Genomic DNA, 15,782 nt, shown 5'->3' on the forward strand with positions numbered 1-15,782 from the left:
ACAAGCAGCTCTACAGCCTCTAGCGATAAACGTAAACCAGTGTCTTTGTTAGGCATATCAATCCTTAAATGGAGCAAGAATTTTATCTAATGGTTGTTCGCCGCTTTCGCTAGGCGCAGAGACCTCACGGCTCTGAGCCGTCGCTTCAATCGGTCGACCTGCATTGCATGTAATGTAAATGCTCTCAGAATCTTTAATTAAGTTAGCACGGCACTCATTAATGTAACGTACGCGATAGCCGTGATGCTCAGGATAAACAACAGCATTATTTGATTCGAACACATAATCAAAGCTTTTTGTTGATTTAACTGAAGCAGTAATAAACACACCATCAAGTGGGTGTTTGGGTTTCAATTCAGCAACCGACTCTTTTACAGACTCAGGAACGCTAGCACTCGCTTCAACTTCTTCAGCGGGTAAAAACATCCAAGACAATACACCCGCAACTATTGCCCCAGTGAAAAAGGCCGGACGGTTCTTTTCGGGGCGACCTGCTTGGTCTGACTCGTTAAATCTACGGGTCTGATGTTCGGTATCATTTGTATATCTCCCATATATGTACCAAGACGGCAACACAGTGCAAACGCCTTGAATGTCTGAATCCTTTTCAAATATTTGGCATGTATTGTATGCGTTATAAAGCTCAGCACCTTGGTAATACCAAGTATCAACCGTATGCATACCAGCTGACGTTTTATATTTAACGTTACCCACGTGAACCTTAGGCGGCTTAATCTCTTTCTTGCCTAATGCCTTAGACCATTCACCAAGAATGGGCATCTTCATACGGTCGGTACGCTGACAATAAACAACATGCTCACCAAGCGCATCCCTAGCCTGTTTATCTAGCATTTCTTCATCTTGAACAATTAAAAGTACATGCCAACCTTGCTTGCGCAAGTGAACAACTTTTTTAACCATGTTGCCACGATCTGAATTGCGATAATCACGCGAGTTAAGCCAAACAGCACCCTCATCAAGTACCATGAGCCCAGCTTCATCATCATTAAACTTGCCTTTTAAAACGCCGTCATAACCAACACCACACGCATCCAAATCATTAGCGGTTGGGTAATCAGGTACTCGCATTACACGAGCGCTCTTGTCGTCTTTATCTGTGAGATACTCCATGAATAAATCCATGTTTGTCACAATACGAGAACCGCGATCTAAATACATTTTGATTCTTGATACAGCAATCAACGATTTACCACCGCCAAGAACGCCCGTTACGATATAAATCATTTGGCTATCTCTATTTTCAAACCAACAACTTTCATCGTCATATCATATGTAATTAGGCTTGCATGAAAGCCAACAACCAACCCAATGCAGTGATTGATATTGCTAGGTAAAAAATACAAACCCGTCATTACATCAGCAGACATGCCATTAATTGCAGCATTAAGCGCAGTAGAAAACGCCAACACAACCGCAGCTGTCGCAGTGGCCATGACAGCAAGTGCAGCAAGTATCACCCCGACTTTGACCGTTACTTTAGACAAAATCCATGTGACAGCTGAGGTAACAAAACCACCAATCATCGTTGCCAAAGCGGGTAAGCCTATAATTGCAGGTAACGGCATTAGTTCTTACTCCTTGTAAATCGGTTACTAAACACATGGAAAATGTAAAACGCAGTGAGACCATAGAAGAACGTGGCCATGAGCGAGCGAACAATATCCGCAGCTGGACATATGTCTATTGCAAACAGACTAAAATCAATAGCAGTACAAGAACCAACCGGAGGGAAAATATTTTTTAAGACATCGAAAACGGAACCATCAAAAGCATCGAGATAACCATCAAAAAGACCATCTTCGTGCAGCTTTGCCTCTTCATCTAATGCAGCATTTAACTTGTCTGTGACGTCACCAACCATTGCGTCACCATCAGGCATAGGCGATTCATCAATCAACATACCTGCGGCCTCTTTCATACCGTTGATTAGACGCTCATAGTCAAGCACAAATGAGCCACCTGACCCGCCATTGTTACCACCGTTCTCACCACCATTATCATCACAGTTTTCACCTGTACATGGTTCGGGGTCTGGGTCGGGCTCTTCCTCTTTGGCTTTACAAGTCGGTGATTCGGGATTTTTAGTGCAGTCCAATTCTGGCGGTTCGCAGCCCTCGCCTGTGCATGGCGTTTCACGAAAGCAAACAAATTGATTATTCACATAACCACAACCATCAGCACAAACGCCTTGCGCATTACACTCGACAGATGGGTCGGCGCTACACATGAAACCAGTACCATTAGCAACACACTGTTCGTCACCCGGTTGCTGTTGATTAGCATCGGGGTCATAATCTGGCACATCACTATCGCCAAAACAGTTAATTTCTAAGTCTGGCTCGTAGTAATGCCATTCGCCATTAGACACCATCTGAAAGCCACAGCTGGCACCGTTATTATCGTTAGTAACACAGACCTGTAATGACGTATTACCCGCCATTGGCATAACCGTGCCATCGGTGGCAAGTGAACCGCAATTTGATGCGCTATCTAACTCATTAGGTTCATAACAACGGTCAATTTCACCATCGCCAGTTGAATCGTAACTATAGGAATAATTCGGGTTTGTTTCAGGGGGGCATGAGCTTTCTGATATATCTTCTTGTTTGAATGCGTGACCGACTTTTTGGTCATACTTCCACGTCCCATCTGACCATGTAACAGCGCAATGCCAAAAGACTTCATTGGGTGTACTTGTATTTGCAGTACATTCGCCCCAAGAATCGCCCCACAAGTTAATTGAGTTTTTACCTTGGTCGCGACACGCCTCTAAATCCATGATTTTCGCAGGAAACGAATTAAATGCGCCACAAAGCCATTGCTCGGTAATATCTTTCTGTGGCGATTCATAACTCGCAGTATCATAAATCGTTGTCGCCTGTACTATAGACGACAAAAGGGCTGAAATCAGCCCGAGAACTAATAACAGCCCTTTCATCATTACCACCTATTAAGTTGAGCGACCTAGGAACTTCTTCGCTAGCTTCATAATAAGCAGTGGCTTTTGGATTGCTAAGAACAGCACCATAGCCGCAGCAGCAAACAGACCTACAGTGACACCAATTTCCGTGAAGATTTCAGTGCCATCGGTATTAGCCATTGCTGACCCCATAAAACCAACCATCAAAATGGTTGCTGCAGTTGCTTTTTTAAACATACATATTTCCTTATGTAGACACACCTAAAAACACGCGTAATGCGTATTGCTTCATACCAAGCGCAAAACCAATACATGCTATACAGAGGTAATAGCTTGCGCTGGCAAGTACAATGCCTTTATCTACCAAGCCCCAAAAATCGTGTTCGATTATTTCCATGACTGACCTATTCCATACGAAATCAGAAAAGTGAGAATCGATGTAAAACCGATAAACAGTGATATAGAGAGCGTTAAAAACGTACTAATATCCATGCTTTCTACGACCCTTGCAGCTGTAATAGATAACAGCAAATGTAAAAAGGCCACCGAACGCAAAGCTAGTGACAGAGAGAAAAATCGCGTCCAGTGGCAACATATCTAGACCTTTAAGGCTGATTTGACAGCCTTTGCAAGTTTTGTTTGTGGATACCCAAAGTAAGATAAATCAGCAAAATCAACGTTCGTTTTCTGCGTAGATTCAAAGCGAATTACCTCACCAGACTTGCTTTTGACATAAACAGTTAACATCGTCATTTATGCCGCCTTAACAGACTTGCGTACTTCACCGTACGGGTCTGCTAAATTTGCATCGATAATCTTTGAATCACGCTGGAAGTTGTATTCAACATTCACGCGACCATTGAACTCATTACCCGAAGCCCAAACTTCAACATAGACTTCCTTACCAACAAGCGGTGCTGCCATGCGCTCAACTTCTGCGCGTGTTTGGTCGTTGTATCGAACGTCAACAATACGTTTCTCTGGTTGACCATATTTGTTGGTGAAACTTGAAGAAATGCCGAGGTTATAACCGTAAACTTTGCCAGCCTTGCTGGTCAGCGTTTGGAAACCCTCTACGACACCTTGAACGAATAACTTAGCCATAATTAAGACACCTTTTTTAGTACATAACCCACATGGGTTTTATCGGAAGTTGGATCTAAAACAAGACCCTCATTAAAAGCCCAAGCAGGCGTTGATACAGGCTTGGCCTCAAGAACTTTAAGAAGTGGTACAACGTTGGTTTGATTCGGTTGGTCACATGACATATTGATGTCAATGTCATGCTCTAATAATTCTTTGCGTTGACGATAAAAAGTCGTTCGAGGAAGCAACGTTTTCAAGTCATGGCCTTGCGTCCAAAGCATATAAGTTGATTGCAATTTGCGCGGCAAATTAAGCGCTGAGCTATCTGTTAGTGTCACGTTCTTAGACATTTCAAGCCTCCCGAGATAGGCGTTGTATAATTCTTCAATTCGCTCGGGCGTTAAATCGGCACCCTGTTTTATTTCTAATTTGGCTAACTCCATACCACGGAGTACCAATTCAATCCTGAGCTTTGACTCAGCCCATTTAGGTATTTTTGTATTTTTAAGTTCATCGGGTAATTGGTGTTTTTTACCCGAGTTGATTTCGTCATATTTGCAGTAGGCTTTAATTGCCCAACGGCGTGAATTCTGACCCCAATAAACAGTGCCACCCTTGCTAGTTGGGCGACCATGACGGGTTTTAGATTTAAGCTCGGCAGCTTTCAACCAGCTACGAACAGAAAGAAGATTGTCGAGTTCAAACGACTCATTAATATCAATGCGAGTAATACGATAGTGACCACGTTGAACAGCCCAAAATTCTTGGTCTGTGTAGTCAATTTGGAGATAGCCCGTGATTACCTTGAACGTGCGAGATACAAGCGGTAGTAAATGATTAATGCCAAAGACATTGTGACCTTGCGTGAACTTTGACGGGTTACCGTCAATTTGAAGATGTGTCGCTTTGCCCTGCCCGTTCGAACCTAACGAACGAATAGATATTGAAGATTCATAAGACCCTGCTTGAATGCGATTTCTGCAAACTGTTTCATACTCGATTTCACCGTCAGCCTTGACCTTGATAAAGCGGTCAGATGCTATCGGTTCATGCTCAAGCGCGATTTCTACAGTAGCCCAATCAATCATGCTTACGTCGTCCTGTGACATGTTACATATTACATTGGATGTAAATGTATACGTGTTACATATAACATGTCAATAGTAACTTGTAACTTGTGACGTAATTCCTATGATCAGAGTACGACTAAACATTGTGTTAAAATAAATGGCTAAATTAATATCAACGGTAAGAGTTAAACCAAAGCACGCAGAAGCGCTAAAGGAAAAGGCGTACGACCTAACGGTCGAAACAAAGGAAGTCGTATCTGAAGCAGAGATAATCCACTTCATTCTCGAAAGAGAAATAGAAAAAGTATCAGTGGAAGACTGGCTAAAAAAACAGGATTAGTCCCACGAATGGGACAAAAGTGCAGTATTACAGGTACTGCACTTTTTCTTCGTACCCCAAAACATGGTTTTGCCTACGGCCGTTAAACTTCGTTTGGAGTCCATAACGTGATCGTTAAAAGAGTCTGGCAGAGCGAAAAACTACAGCTGCAAAAAGCGCAGCAGCTTACAAGCGCCCGCTCCGCTCAGCATCAAACCTACGGTTTAATAATCCCTTAATCATCGAAACCAACCCAATCTTCGTTATCCTCCATAGAATCAATAAGTTCATCAGTGGGACTTAAAAGATGAGCGTTAGCAGTCTTAAAGTTATCAATAAGAGTAACGGAATTAATTGCAGCTCGTTGATTAGTTAACGCAAACGCTAAAAGAAAAGCGCTATCTTGGCCAAGTTCGAGCGCGGCCGTCTCGGCCATAGACGTTAAGTTACGTAAAGATGCTTCATTATGTTGCTTATAGCATTTGATTAAAGACTTAACTGCATGCTCAGCACCAAGAGGAACGCGAACGCCTTTAGTCGGTTCGGCAACCTTAGAACCTTTAGGGCGACCAGCACCCTTTCTTACGCCACCATGATTAGACATGAAAAGTATCTCCAACAAACTTAACAATAGCCTTGCGAGCGTCTGTAGCGCTGATTTCGCGGTCACAGCGATAGCGTAGAGAGATATCAGAGTAAAAACCTGAAACAATCACTGTATCAGTACCCTTCTCCCAAAAGAACTCGATATCTTTGAAACTACAAAAAACGCAAGACTTAGTGTTTTCAACAAAGTTTAAATCAGATTGCTTAGCCATAACGTTATCTCTCTTGATTGTTTGTATACATTTAATTATAGAGACTCTTGATTAATTGTCAACATTTAATCAATAGAAAACATGATTATTTGTATACTTTTTATCAATTATGGATACCCGTACATAATAAAAAACCCACCGAATTGGCAGGGTTTGAACTTCGCACAATGTGATTATGTTACGTGCGCTTTCAGCGGCCTACGCCACTGGCGATTATGCTACGGCAAACACTCAACATAATCTGATTTTATTGTGCGCAGTTTTATATTGGCGCCAAAACAACAAAACCCATCATTAGATGGGTTCTGAAGAGATCTTTAGTTTGACGAGCTGCATTGTTTACGCCAGTGACAAGGTTCTATGCCTACCATTCCATTTAAGTCAGTTACCATATACAGCTATAAGGCACTTAACCGATTCGCCCAGGTCATTTAGTTTAGCGACTCCGTATTGGTCAATTACAGTAGATCAGACAAAATAAATAATGTCAACGAATAAACATAAATTTCATTGTGCGCAGTTAGCTCAATAAGTACTTGATACAACACGCTAGCAATAACAGCTTAAGCAAGATACTTACAAGCAGCTCTACAGCCTCTAGCGATAAACGTAAACCAGTGTCTTTGTTAGGCATATCAATCCTTAAATGGAGCAAGAATTTTATCTAATGGTTGTTCGCCGCTTTCGCTAGGCGCAGAGACCTCACGGCTCTGAGCCGTCGCTTCAATCGGTCGACCTGCATTGCATGTAATGTAAATGCTCTCAGAATCTTTAATTAAGTTAGCACGGCACTCATTAATGTAACGTACGCGATAGCCGTGATGCTCAGGATAAACAACAGCATTATTTGATTCGAACACATAATCAAAGCTTTTTGTTGATTTAACTGAAGCAGTAATAAACACACCATCAAGTGGGTGTTTGGGTTTCAATTCAGCAACCGACTCTTTTACAGACTCAGGAACGCTAGCACTCGCTTCAACTTCTTCAGCGGGTAAAAACATCCAAGACAATACACCCGCAACTATTGCCCCAGTGAAAAAGGCCGGACGGTTCTTTTCGGGCGACCTGCTTGGTCTGACTCGTTAAATCTACGGGTCTGATGTTCGGTATCATTTGTATATCTCCCATATATGTACCAAGACGGCAACACAGTGCAAACGCCTTGAATGTCTGAATCCTTTTCAAATATTTGGCATGTATTGTATGCGTTATAAAGCTCAGCACCTTGGTAATACCAAGTATCAACCGTATGCATACCAGCTGACGTTTTATATTTAACGTTACCCACGTGAACCTTAGGCGGCTTAATCTCTTTCTTGCCTAATGCCTTAGACCATTCACCAAGAATGGGCATCTTCATACGGTCGGTACGCTGACAATAAACAACATGCTCACCAAGCGCATCCCTAGCCTGTTTATCTAGCATTTCTTCATCTTGAACAATTAAAAGTACATGCCAACCTTGCTTGCGCAAGTGAACAACTTTTTTAACCATGTTGCCACGATCTGAATTGCGATAATCACGCGAGTTAAGCCAAACAGCACCCTCATCAAGTACCATGAGCCCAGCTTCATCATCATTAAACTTGCCTTTTAAAACGCCGTCATAACCAACACCACACGCATCCAAATCATTAGCGGTTGGGTAATCAGGTACTCGCATTACACGAGCGCTCTTGTCGTCTTTATCTGTGAGATACTCCATGAATAAATCCATGTTTGTCACAATACGAGAACCGCGATCTAAATACATTTTGATTCTTGATACAGCAATCAACGATTTACCACCGCCAAGAACGCCCGTTACGATATAAATCATTTGGCTATCTCTATTTTCAAACCAACAACTTTCATCGTCATATCATATGTAATTAGGCTTGCATGAAAGCCAACAACCAACCCAATGCAGTGATTGATATTGCTAGGTAAAAAATACAAACCCGTCATTACATCAGCAGACATGCCATTAATTGCAGCATTAAGCGCAGTAGAAAACGCCAACACAACCGCAGCTGTCGCAGTGGCCATGACAGCAAGTGCAGCAAGTATCACCCCGACTTTGACCGTTACTTTAGACAAAATCCATGTGACAGCTGAGGTAACAAAACCACCAATCATCGTTGCCAAAGCGGGTAAGCCTATAATTGCAGGTAACGGCATTAGTTCTTACTCCTTGTAAATCGGTTACTAAACACATGGAAAATGTAAAACGCAGTGAGACCATAGAAGAACGTGGCCATGAGCGAGCGAACAATATCCGCAGCTGGACATATGTCTATTGCAAACAGACTAAAATCAATAGCAGTACAAGAACCAACCGGAGGGAAAATATTTTTTAAGACATCGAAAACGGAACCATCAAAAGCATCGAGATAACCATCAAAAAGACCATCTTCGTGCAGCTTTGCCTCTTCATCTAATGCAGCATTTAACTTGTCTGTGACGTCACCAACCATTGCGTCACCATCAGGCATAGGCGATTCATCAATCAACATACCTGCGGCCTCTTTCATACCGTTGATTAGACGCTCATAGTCAAGCACAAATGAGCCACCTGACCCGCCATTGTTACCACCGTTCTCACCACCATTATCATCACAGTTTTCACCTGTACATGGTTCGGGGTCTGGGTCGGGCTCTTCCTCTTTGGCTTTACAAGTCGGTGATTCGGGATTTTTAGTGCAGTCCAATTCTGGCGGTTCGCAGCCCTCGCCTGTGCATGGCGTTTCACGAAAGCAAACAAATTGATTATTCACATAACCACAACCATCAGCACAAACGCCTTGCGCATTACACTCGACAGATGGGTCGGCGCTACACATGAAACCAGTACCATTAGCAACACACTGTTCGTCACCCGGTTGCTGTTGATTAGCATCGGGGTCATAATCTGGCACATCACTATCGCCAAAACAGTTAATTTCTAAGTCTGGCTCGTAGTAATGCCATTCGCCATTAGACACCATCTGAAAGCCACAGCTGGCACCGTTATTATCGTTAGTAACACAGACCTGTAATGACGTATTACCCGCCATTGGCATAACCGTGCCATCGGTGGCAAGTGAACCGCAATTTGATGCGCTATCTAACTCATTAGGTTCATAACAACGGTCAATTTCACCATCGCCAGTTGAATCGTAACTATAGGAATAATTCGGGTTTGTTTCAGGGGGGCATGAGCTTTCTGATATATCTTCTTGTTTGAATGCGTGACCGACTTTTTGGTCATACTTCCACGTCCCATCTGACCATGTAACAGCGCAATGCCAAAAGACTTCATTGGGTGTACTTGTATTTGCAGTACATTCGCCCCAAGAATCGCCCCACAAGTTAATTGAGTTTTTACCTTGGTCGCGACACGCCTCTAAATCCATGATTTTCGCAGGAAACGAATTAAATGCGCCACAAAGCCATTGCTCGGTAATATCTTTCTGTGGCGATTCATAACTCGCAGTATCATAAATCGTTGTCGCCTGTACTATAGACGACAAAAGGGCTGAAATCAGCCCGAGAACTAATAACAGCCCTTTCATCATTACCACCTATTAAGTTGAGCGACCTAGGAACTTCTTCGCTAGCTTCATAATAAGCAGTGGCTTTTGGATTGCTAAGAACAGCACCATAGCCGCAGCAGCAAACAGACCTACAGTGACACCAATTTCCGTGAAGATTTCAGTGCCATCGGTATTAGCCATTGCTGACCCCATAAAACCAACCATCAAAATGGTTGCTGCAGTTGCTTTTTTAAACATACATATTTCCTTATGTAGACACACCTAAAAACACGCGTAATGCGTATTGCTTCATACCAAGCGCAAAACCAATACATGCTATACAGAGGTAATAGCTTGCGCTGGCAAGTACAATGCCTTTATCTACCAAGCCCCAAAAATCGTGTTCGATTATTTCCATGACTGACCTATTCCATACGAAATCAGAAAAGTGAGAATCGATGTAAAACCGATAAACAGTGATATAGAGAGCGTTAAAAACGTACTAATATCCATGCTTTCTACGACCCTTGCAGCTGTAATAGATAACAGCAAATGTAAAAAGGCCACCGAACGCAAAGCTAGTGACAGAGAGAAAAATCGCGTCCAGTGGCAACATATCTAGACCTTTAAGGCTGATTTGACAGCCTTTGCAAGTTTTGTTTGTGGATACCCAAAGTAAGATAAATCAGCAAAATCAACGTTCGTTTTCTGCGTAGATTCAAAGCGAATTACCTCACCAGACTTGCTTTTGACATAAACAGTTAACATCGTCATTTATGCCGCCTTAACAGACTTGCGTACTTCACCGTACGGGTCTGCTAAATTTGCATCGATAATCTTTGAATCACGCTGGAAGTTGTATTCAACATTCACGCGACCATTGAACTCATTACCCGAAGCCCAAACTTCAACATAGACTTCCTTACCAACAAGCGGTGCTGCCATGCGCTCAACTTCTGCGCGTGTTTGGTCGTTGTATCGAACGTCAACAATACGTTTCTCTGGTTGACCATATTTGTTGGTGAAACTTGAAGAAATGCCGAGGTTATAACCGTAAACTTTGCCAGCCTTGCTGGTCAGCGTTTGGAAACCCTCTACGACACCTTGAACGAATAACTTAGCCATAATTAAGACACCTTTTTTAGTACATAACCCACATGGGTTTTATCGGAAGTTGGATCTAAAACAAGACCCTCATTAAAAGCCCAAGCAGGCGTTGATACAGGCTTGGCCTCAAGAACTTTAAGAAGTGGTACAACGTTGGTTTGATTCGGTTGGTCACATGACATATTGATGTCAATGTCATGCTCTAATAATTCTTTGCGTTGACGATAAAAAGTCGTTCGAGGAAGCAACGTTTTCAAGTCATGGCCTTGCGTCCAAAGCATATAAGTTGATTGCAATTTGCGCGGCAAATTAAGCGCTGAGCTATCTGTTAGTGTCACGTTCTTAGACATTTCAAGCCTCCCGAGATAGGCGTTGTATAATTCTTCAATTCGCTCGGGCGTTAAATCGGCACCCTGTTTTATTTCTAATTTGGCTAACTCCATACCACGGAGTACCAATTCAATCCTGAGCTTTGACTCAGCCCATTTAGGTATTTTTGTATTTTTAAGTTCATCGGGTAATTGGTGTTTTTTACCCGAGTTGATTTCGTCATATTTGCAGTAGGCTTTAATTGCCCAACGGCGTGAATTCTGACCCCAATAAACAGTGCCACCCTTGCTAGTTGGGCGACCATGACGGGTTTTAGATTTAAGCTCGGCAGCTTTCAACCAGCTACGAACAGAAAGAAGATTGTCGAGTTCAAACGACTCATTAATATCAATGCGAGTAATACGATAGTGACCACGTTGAACAGCCCAAAATTCTTGGTCTGTGTAGTCAATTTGGAGATAGCCCGTGATTACCTTGAACGTGCGAGATACAAGCGGTAGTAAATGATTAATGCCAAAGACATTGTGACCTTGCGTGAACTTTGACGGGTTACCGTCAATTTGAAGATGTGTCGCTTTGCCCTGCCCGTTCGAACCTAACGAACGAATAGATATTGAAGATTCATAAGACCCTGCTTGAATGCGATTTCTGCAAACTGTTTCATACTCGATTTCACCGTCAGCCTTGACCTTGATAAAGCGGTCAGATGCTATCGGTTCATGCTCAAGCGCGATTTCTACAGTAGCCCAATCAATCATGCTTACGTCGTCCTGTGACATGTTACATATTACATTGGATGTAAATGTATACGTGTTACATATAACATGTCAATAGTAACTTGTAACTTGTGACGTAATTCCTATGATCAGAGTACGACTAAACATTGTGTTAAAATAAATGGCTAAATTAATATCAACGGTAAGAGTTAAACCAAAGCACGCAGAAGCGCTAAAGGAAAAGGCGTACGACCTAACGGTCGAAACAAAGGAAGTCGTATCTGAAGCAGAGATAATCCACTTCATTCTCGAAAGAGAAATAGAAAAAGTATCAGTGGAAGACTGGCTAAAAAAACAGGATTAGTCCCACGAATGGGACAAAAGTGCAGTATTACAGGTACTGCACTTTTTCTTCGTACCCCAAAACATGGTTTTGCCTACGGCCGTTAAACTTCGTTTGGAGTCCATAACGTGATCGTTAAAAGAGTCTGGCAGAGCGAAAAACTACAGCTGCAAAAAGCGCAGCAGCTTACAAGCGCCCGCTCCGCTCAGCATCAAACCTACGGTTTAATAATCCCTTAATCATCGAAACCAACCCAATCTTCGTTATCCTCCATAGAATCAATAAGTTCATCAGTGGGACTTAAAAGATGAGCGTTAGCAGTCTTAAAGTTATCAATAAGAGTAACGGAATTAATTGCAGCTCGTTGATTAGTTAACGCAAACGCTAAAAGAAAAGCGCTATCTTGGCCAAGTTCGAGCGCGGCCGTCTCGGCCATAGACGTTAAGTTACGTAAAGATGCTTCATTATGTTGCTTATAGCATTTGATTAAAGACTTAACTGCATGCTCAGCACCAAGAGGAACGCGAACGCCTTTAGTCGGTTCGGCAACCTTAGAACCTTTAGGGCGACCAGCACCCTTTCTTACGCCACCATGATTAGACATGAAAAGTATCTCCAACAAACTTAACAATAGCCTTGCGAGCGTCTGTAGCGCTGATTTCGCGGTCACAGCGATAGCGTAGAGAGATATCAGAGTAAAAACCTGAAACAATCACTGTATCAGTACCCTTCTCCCAAAAGAACTCGATATCTTTGAAACTACAAAAAACGCAAGACTTAGTGTTTTCAACAAAGTTTAAATCAGATTGCTTAGCCATAACGTTATCTCTCTTGATTGTTTGTATACATTTAATTATAGAGACTCTTGATTAATTGTCAACATTTAATCAATAGAAAACATGATTATTTGTATACTTTTTATCAATTATGGATACCCGTACATAATAAAAAACCCCACCGAATTGGCAGGGTTTGAACTTCGCACAATGTGATTATGTTACGTGCGCTTTCAGCGGCCTACGCCACTGGCGATTATGCTACGGCAAACACTCAACATAATCTGATTTTATTGTGCGCAGTTTTATATTGGCGCCAAAACAACAAAACCCATCATTAGATGGGTTCTGAAGAGATCTTTAGTTTGACGAGCTGCATTGTTTACGCCAGTGACAAGGTTCTATGCCTACCATTCCATTTAAGTCAGTTACCATATACAGCTATAAGGCACTTAACCGATTCGCCCAGGTCATTTAGTTTAGCGACTCCGTATTGGTCAATTACAGTAGATCAGACAAAATAAATAATGTCAACGAATAAACATAAATTTCATTGTGCGCAGTTAGCTCAATAAGTACTTGATACAACACGCTAGCAATAACAGCTTAAGCAAGATACTTACAAGCAGCTCTACAGCCTCTAGCGATAAACGTAAACCAGTGTCTTTGTTAGGCATATCAATCCTTAAATGGAGCAAGAATTTTATCTAATGGTTGTTCGCCGCTTTCGCTAGGCGCAGAGACCTCACGGCTCTGAGCCGTCGCTTCAATCGGTCGACCTGCATTGCATGTAATGTAAATGCTCTCAGAATCTTTAATTAAGTTAGCACGGCACTCATTAATGTAACGTACGCGATAGCCGTGATGCTCAGGATAAACAACAGCATTATTTGATTCGAACACATAATCAAAGCTTTTTGTTGATTTAACTGAAGCAGTAATAAACACACCATCAAGTGGGTGTTTGGGTTTCAATTCAGCAACCGACTCTTTTACAGACTCAGGAACGCTAGCACTCGCTTCAACTTCTTCAGCGGGTAAAAACATCCAAGACAATACACCCGCAACTATTGCCCCAGTGAAAAAGGCCGGACGGTTCTTTTCGGGGCGACCTGCTTGGTCTGACTCGTTAAATCTACGGGTCTGATGTTCGGTATCATTTGTATATCTCCCATATATGTACCAAGACGGCAACACAGTGCAAACGCCTTGAATGTCTGAATCCTTTTCAAATATTTGGCATGTATTGTATGCGTTATAAAGCTCAGCACCTTGGTAATACCAAGTATCAACCGTATGCATACCAGCTGACGTTTTATATTTAACGTTACCCACGTGAACCTTAGGCGGCTTAATCTCTTTCTTGCCTAATGCCTTAGACCATTCACCAAGAATGGGCATCTTCATACGGTCGGTACGCTGACAATAAACAACATGCTCACCAAGCGCATCCCTAGCCTGTTTATCTAGCATTTCTTCATCTTGAACAATTAAAAGTACATGCCAACCTTGCTTGCGCAAGTGAACAACTTTTTTAACCATGTTGCCACGATCTGAATTGCGATAATCACGCGAGTTAAGCCAAACAGCACCCTCATCAAGTACCATGAGCCCAGCTTCATCATCATTAAACTTGCCTTTTAAAACGCCGTCATAACCAACACCACACGCATCCAAATCATTAGCGGTTGGTAATCAGGTACTCGCATTACACGAGCGCTCTTGTCGTCTTTATCTGTGAGATACTCCATGAATAAATCCATGTTTGTCACAATACGAGAACCGCGATCTAAATACATTTTGATTCTTGATACAGCAATCAACGATTTACCACCGCCAAGAACGCCCGTTACGATATAAATCATTTGGCTATCTCTATTTTCAAACCAACAACTTTCATCGTCATATCATATGTAATTAGGCTTGCATGAAAGCCAACAACCAACCCAATGCAGTGATTGATATTGCTAGGTAAAAAATACAAACCCGTCATTACATCAGCAGACATGCCATTAATTGCAGCATTAAGCGCAGTAGAAAACGCCAACACAACCGCAGCTGTCGCAGTGGCCATGACAGCAAGTGCAGCAAGTATCACCCCGACTTTGACCGTTACTTTAGACAAAATCCATGTGACAGCTGAGGTAACAAAACCACCAATCATCGTTGCCAAAGCGGGTAAGCCTATAATTGCAGGTAACGGCATTAGTTCTTACTCCTTGTAAATCGGTTACTAAACACATGGAAAATGTAAAACGCAGTGAGACCATAGAAGAACGTGGCCATGAGCGAGCGAACAATATCCGCAGCTGGACATATGTCTATTGCAAACAGACTAAAATCAATAGCAGTACAAGAACCAACCGGAGGGAAAATATTTTTTAAGACATCGAAAACGGAACCATCAAAAGCATCGAGATAACCATCAAAAAGACCATCTTCGTGCAGCTTTGCCTCTTCATCTAATGCAGCATTTAACTTGTCTGTGACGTCACCAACCATTGCGTCACCATCAGGCATAGGCGATTCATCAATCAACATACCTGCGGCCTCTTTCATACCGTTGATTAGACGCTCATAGTCAAGCACAAATGAGCCACCTGACCCGCCATTGTTACCACCGTTCTCACCACCATTATCATCACAGTTTTCACCTGTACATGGTTCGGGTCTGGGTCGGGCTCTTCCTCTTTGGCTTTACAAGTCGGTGATTCGGGATTTTTAGTGCAGTCCAATTCTGGCGGTTCGCAGCCCTCGCCTGTGCATGGCGTTTCACGAA

General features: G+C 42.5%; 23 protein-coding genes. All 23 read right to left on the bottom strand.

The genetic code is table 11. The features are described 5' to 3' along the window. Nucleotides 1-57: 57 nt before the first annotated feature. The gene (locus EXU30_RS00165; RefSeq protein WP_130597282.1) at nucleotides 58-1,245 is read right to left on the bottom strand and encodes a zonular occludens toxin domain-containing protein; all 1,188 of its coding nucleotides are present in this window, start codon (nucleotides 1,243-1,245) and stop codon (nucleotides 58-60) included. After that, nucleotides 1,242-1,586 carry a DUF2523 family protein gene (locus EXU30_RS00170; RefSeq protein ID WP_130597283.1) on the bottom strand — a complete coding sequence of 115 codons (345 nt, stop codon included), beginning with the start codon at nucleotides 1,584-1,586 and terminating at the stop codon, nucleotides 1,242-1,244. The genes EXU30_RS00165 and EXU30_RS00170 overlap by 4 nt, the downstream gene beginning before the upstream one ends. Continuing rightward, the gene (locus EXU30_RS00175; RefSeq protein WP_130597291.1) at nucleotides 1,586-2,962 is read right to left on the bottom strand and encodes a hypothetical protein; all 1,377 of its coding nucleotides are present in this window, start codon (nucleotides 2,960-2,962) and stop codon (nucleotides 1,586-1,588) included. Before EXU30_RS00175 ends, EXU30_RS00170 begins: the two co-directional genes overlap by 1 nt. A 9-nt stretch (nucleotides 2,963-2,971) precedes the next feature. Next, nucleotides 2,972-3,178 carry a hypothetical protein gene (locus EXU30_RS00180; protein WP_130597286.1) on the bottom strand — a complete coding sequence of 69 codons (207 nt, stop codon included), beginning with the start codon at nucleotides 3,176-3,178 and terminating at the stop codon, nucleotides 2,972-2,974. A 10-nt stretch (nucleotides 3,179-3,188) separates the two neighbouring features. Beyond that, entirely contained in the window at nucleotides 3,189-3,338 is a 150-nt protein-coding gene (locus EXU30_RS20190; protein WP_165398935.1) for a hypothetical protein, read from the bottom strand. A gap of 356 nt (nucleotides 3,339-3,694) precedes the next feature. Further along, a complete protein-coding gene (locus EXU30_RS00185) occupies nucleotides 3,695-4,045 on the bottom strand; it encodes a hypothetical protein (RefSeq protein ID WP_130597287.1) in 351 nt (116 codons plus the stop codon). A 2-nt stretch (nucleotides 4,046-4,047) separates the two neighbouring features. After that, nucleotides 4,048-5,115, bottom strand: a complete 1,068-nt coding sequence (locus tag EXU30_RS00190; protein WP_130597288.1) for a phage/plasmid replication protein, II/X family — start codon at nucleotides 5,113-5,115, stop codon at nucleotides 4,048-4,050. 536 nt (nucleotides 5,116-5,651) lie between these two features. Further along, nucleotides 5,652-6,020 (bottom strand): hypothetical protein, encoded by a 369-nt coding sequence (locus tag EXU30_RS00195; protein ID WP_130597289.1) that lies wholly within the window; start codon nucleotides 6,018-6,020, stop codon nucleotides 5,652-5,654. Continuing rightward, nucleotides 6,013-6,234 (bottom strand): hypothetical protein, encoded by a 222-nt coding sequence (locus tag EXU30_RS00200; protein WP_130597290.1) that lies wholly within the window; start codon nucleotides 6,232-6,234, stop codon nucleotides 6,013-6,015. Before EXU30_RS00200 ends, EXU30_RS00195 begins: the two co-directional genes overlap by 8 nt. A gap of 635 nt (nucleotides 6,235-6,869) precedes the next feature. Beyond that, nucleotides 6,870-7,238, bottom strand: a complete 369-nt coding sequence (locus EXU30_RS00205) for a hypothetical protein (RefSeq protein WP_130597292.1) — start codon at nucleotides 7,236-7,238, stop codon at nucleotides 6,870-6,872. A gap of 20 nt (nucleotides 7,239-7,258) precedes the next feature. Further along, on the bottom strand, nucleotides 7,259-8,056 hold the full coding sequence (locus EXU30_RS00210; protein WP_130597293.1) for a zonular occludens toxin domain-containing protein: 798 nt from the start codon (nucleotides 8,054-8,056) through the stop codon (nucleotides 7,259-7,261). After that, nucleotides 8,053-8,397: a DUF2523 family protein gene (locus tag EXU30_RS00215; RefSeq protein ID WP_130597283.1), complete on the bottom strand. Its 345-nt coding sequence runs from the start codon at nucleotides 8,395-8,397 to the stop codon at nucleotides 8,053-8,055. The genes EXU30_RS00210 and EXU30_RS00215 overlap by 4 nt, the downstream gene beginning before the upstream one ends. Further along, on the bottom strand, nucleotides 8,397-9,773 hold the full coding sequence (locus EXU30_RS00220; RefSeq protein WP_130597291.1) for a hypothetical protein: 1,377 nt from the start codon (nucleotides 9,771-9,773) through the stop codon (nucleotides 8,397-8,399). Before EXU30_RS00220 ends, EXU30_RS00215 begins: the two co-directional genes overlap by 1 nt. A gap of 9 nt (nucleotides 9,774-9,782) precedes the next feature. After that, nucleotides 9,783-9,989, bottom strand: a complete 207-nt coding sequence (locus EXU30_RS00225) for a hypothetical protein (RefSeq protein WP_130597286.1) — start codon at nucleotides 9,987-9,989, stop codon at nucleotides 9,783-9,785. A gap of 10 nt (nucleotides 9,990-9,999) precedes the next feature. Next, the gene (locus tag EXU30_RS20195; protein ID WP_165398935.1) at nucleotides 10,000-10,149 is read right to left on the bottom strand and encodes a hypothetical protein; all 150 of its coding nucleotides are present in this window, start codon (nucleotides 10,147-10,149) and stop codon (nucleotides 10,000-10,002) included. A gap of 356 nt (nucleotides 10,150-10,505) precedes the next feature. Beyond that, nucleotides 10,506-10,856, bottom strand: a complete 351-nt coding sequence (locus EXU30_RS00230) for a hypothetical protein (protein ID WP_130597287.1) — start codon at nucleotides 10,854-10,856, stop codon at nucleotides 10,506-10,508. Between the two features lie 2 nt (nucleotides 10,857-10,858). Then, on the bottom strand, nucleotides 10,859-11,926 hold the full coding sequence (locus tag EXU30_RS00235; protein ID WP_130597288.1) for a phage/plasmid replication protein, II/X family: 1,068 nt from the start codon (nucleotides 11,924-11,926) through the stop codon (nucleotides 10,859-10,861). A 536-nt stretch (nucleotides 11,927-12,462) separates the two neighbouring features. Further along, the gene (locus tag EXU30_RS00240; RefSeq protein WP_130597289.1) at nucleotides 12,463-12,831 is read right to left on the bottom strand and encodes a hypothetical protein; all 369 of its coding nucleotides are present in this window, start codon (nucleotides 12,829-12,831) and stop codon (nucleotides 12,463-12,465) included. Continuing rightward, nucleotides 12,824-13,045, bottom strand: a complete 222-nt coding sequence (locus EXU30_RS00245) for a hypothetical protein (protein ID WP_130597290.1) — start codon at nucleotides 13,043-13,045, stop codon at nucleotides 12,824-12,826. Before EXU30_RS00245 ends, EXU30_RS00240 begins: the two co-directional genes overlap by 8 nt. A gap of 636 nt (nucleotides 13,046-13,681) precedes the next feature. Next, a complete protein-coding gene (locus EXU30_RS00250; RefSeq protein WP_165398936.1) occupies nucleotides 13,682-14,680 on the bottom strand; it encodes a zonular occludens toxin domain-containing protein in 999 nt (332 codons plus the stop codon). Further along, entirely contained in the window at nucleotides 14,644-14,868 is a 225-nt protein-coding gene (locus EXU30_RS20760) for a zonular occludens toxin domain-containing protein (protein WP_130597295.1), read from the bottom strand. Before EXU30_RS20760 ends, EXU30_RS00250 begins: the two co-directional genes overlap by 37 nt. Then, nucleotides 14,865-15,209 carry a DUF2523 family protein gene (locus EXU30_RS00260; protein WP_130597283.1) on the bottom strand — a complete coding sequence of 115 codons (345 nt, stop codon included), beginning with the start codon at nucleotides 15,207-15,209 and terminating at the stop codon, nucleotides 14,865-14,867. Before EXU30_RS00260 ends, EXU30_RS20760 begins: the two co-directional genes overlap by 4 nt. Further along, nucleotides 15,209-15,592, bottom strand: coding sequence for a hypothetical protein (locus tag EXU30_RS00265; RefSeq protein ID WP_130597296.1), 384 nt, complete (start codon nucleotides 15,590-15,592; stop codon nucleotides 15,209-15,211). Before EXU30_RS00265 ends, EXU30_RS00260 begins: the two co-directional genes overlap by 1 nt. Between the last annotated feature and the right edge of the window lie 190 nt (nucleotides 15,593-15,782).

This window comes from Shewanella maritima, from assembly GCF_004295345.1.
GTDB classification, from domain to species: domain Bacteria; phylum Pseudomonadota; class Gammaproteobacteria; order Enterobacterales; family Shewanellaceae; genus Shewanella; species Shewanella maritima.

What these genes read in the sequence shown, in the direction of transcription:
- EXU30_RS00165 (WP_130597282.1), bottom strand. Translation starts at nt 1,245, where the DNA reads ATGATTTATATCGTAACGGGCGTTCTTGGCGGTGGTAAATCGTTGATT.
- EXU30_RS00170 (WP_130597283.1), bottom strand. Translation starts at nt 1,586, where the DNA reads ATGCCGTTACCTGCAATTATAGGCTTACCCGCTTTGGCAACGATGATT.
- EXU30_RS00175 (WP_130597291.1), bottom strand. Translation starts at nt 2,962, where the DNA reads ATGATGAAAGGGCTGTTATTAGTTCTCGGGCTGATTTCAGCCCTTTTG.
- EXU30_RS00180 (WP_130597286.1), bottom strand. Translation starts at nt 3,178, where the DNA reads ATGTTTAAAAAAGCAACTGCAGCAACCATTTTGATGGTTGGTTTTATG.
- EXU30_RS20190 (WP_165398935.1), bottom strand. Translation starts at nt 3,338, where the DNA reads ATGGAAATAATCGAACACGATTTTTGGGGCTTGGTAGATAAAGGCATT.
- EXU30_RS00185 (WP_130597287.1), bottom strand. Translation starts at nt 4,045, where the DNA reads ATGGCTAAGTTATTCGTTCAAGGTGTCGTAGAGGGTTTCCAAACGCTG.
- EXU30_RS00190 (WP_130597288.1), bottom strand. Translation starts at nt 5,115, where the DNA reads ATGATTGATTGGGCTACTGTAGAAATCGCGCTTGAGCATGAACCGATA.
- EXU30_RS00195 (WP_130597289.1), bottom strand. Translation starts at nt 6,020, where the DNA reads ATGTCTAATCATGGTGGCGTAAGAAAGGGTGCTGGTCGCCCTAAAGGT.
- EXU30_RS00200 (WP_130597290.1), bottom strand. Translation starts at nt 6,234, where the DNA reads ATGGCTAAGCAATCTGATTTAAACTTTGTTGAAAACACTAAGTCTTGC.
- EXU30_RS00205 (WP_130597292.1), bottom strand. Translation starts at nt 7,238, where the DNA reads ATGTTTTTACCCGCTGAAGAAGTTGAAGCGAGTGCTAGCGTTCCTGAG.
- EXU30_RS00210 (WP_130597293.1), bottom strand. Translation starts at nt 8,056, where the DNA reads ATGATTTATATCGTAACGGGCGTTCTTGGCGGTGGTAAATCGTTGATT.
- EXU30_RS00215 (WP_130597283.1), bottom strand. Translation starts at nt 8,397, where the DNA reads ATGCCGTTACCTGCAATTATAGGCTTACCCGCTTTGGCAACGATGATT.
- EXU30_RS00220 (WP_130597291.1), bottom strand. Translation starts at nt 9,773, where the DNA reads ATGATGAAAGGGCTGTTATTAGTTCTCGGGCTGATTTCAGCCCTTTTG.
- EXU30_RS00225 (WP_130597286.1), bottom strand. Translation starts at nt 9,989, where the DNA reads ATGTTTAAAAAAGCAACTGCAGCAACCATTTTGATGGTTGGTTTTATG.
- EXU30_RS20195 (WP_165398935.1), bottom strand. Translation starts at nt 10,149, where the DNA reads ATGGAAATAATCGAACACGATTTTTGGGGCTTGGTAGATAAAGGCATT.
- EXU30_RS00230 (WP_130597287.1), bottom strand. Translation starts at nt 10,856, where the DNA reads ATGGCTAAGTTATTCGTTCAAGGTGTCGTAGAGGGTTTCCAAACGCTG.
- EXU30_RS00235 (WP_130597288.1), bottom strand. Translation starts at nt 11,926, where the DNA reads ATGATTGATTGGGCTACTGTAGAAATCGCGCTTGAGCATGAACCGATA.
- EXU30_RS00240 (WP_130597289.1), bottom strand. Translation starts at nt 12,831, where the DNA reads ATGTCTAATCATGGTGGCGTAAGAAAGGGTGCTGGTCGCCCTAAAGGT.
- EXU30_RS00245 (WP_130597290.1), bottom strand. Translation starts at nt 13,045, where the DNA reads ATGGCTAAGCAATCTGATTTAAACTTTGTTGAAAACACTAAGTCTTGC.
- EXU30_RS20760 (WP_130597295.1), bottom strand. Translation starts at nt 14,868, where the DNA reads ATGATTTATATCGTAACGGGCGTTCTTGGCGGTGGTAAATCGTTGATT.
- EXU30_RS00260 (WP_130597283.1), bottom strand. Translation starts at nt 15,209, where the DNA reads ATGCCGTTACCTGCAATTATAGGCTTACCCGCTTTGGCAACGATGATT.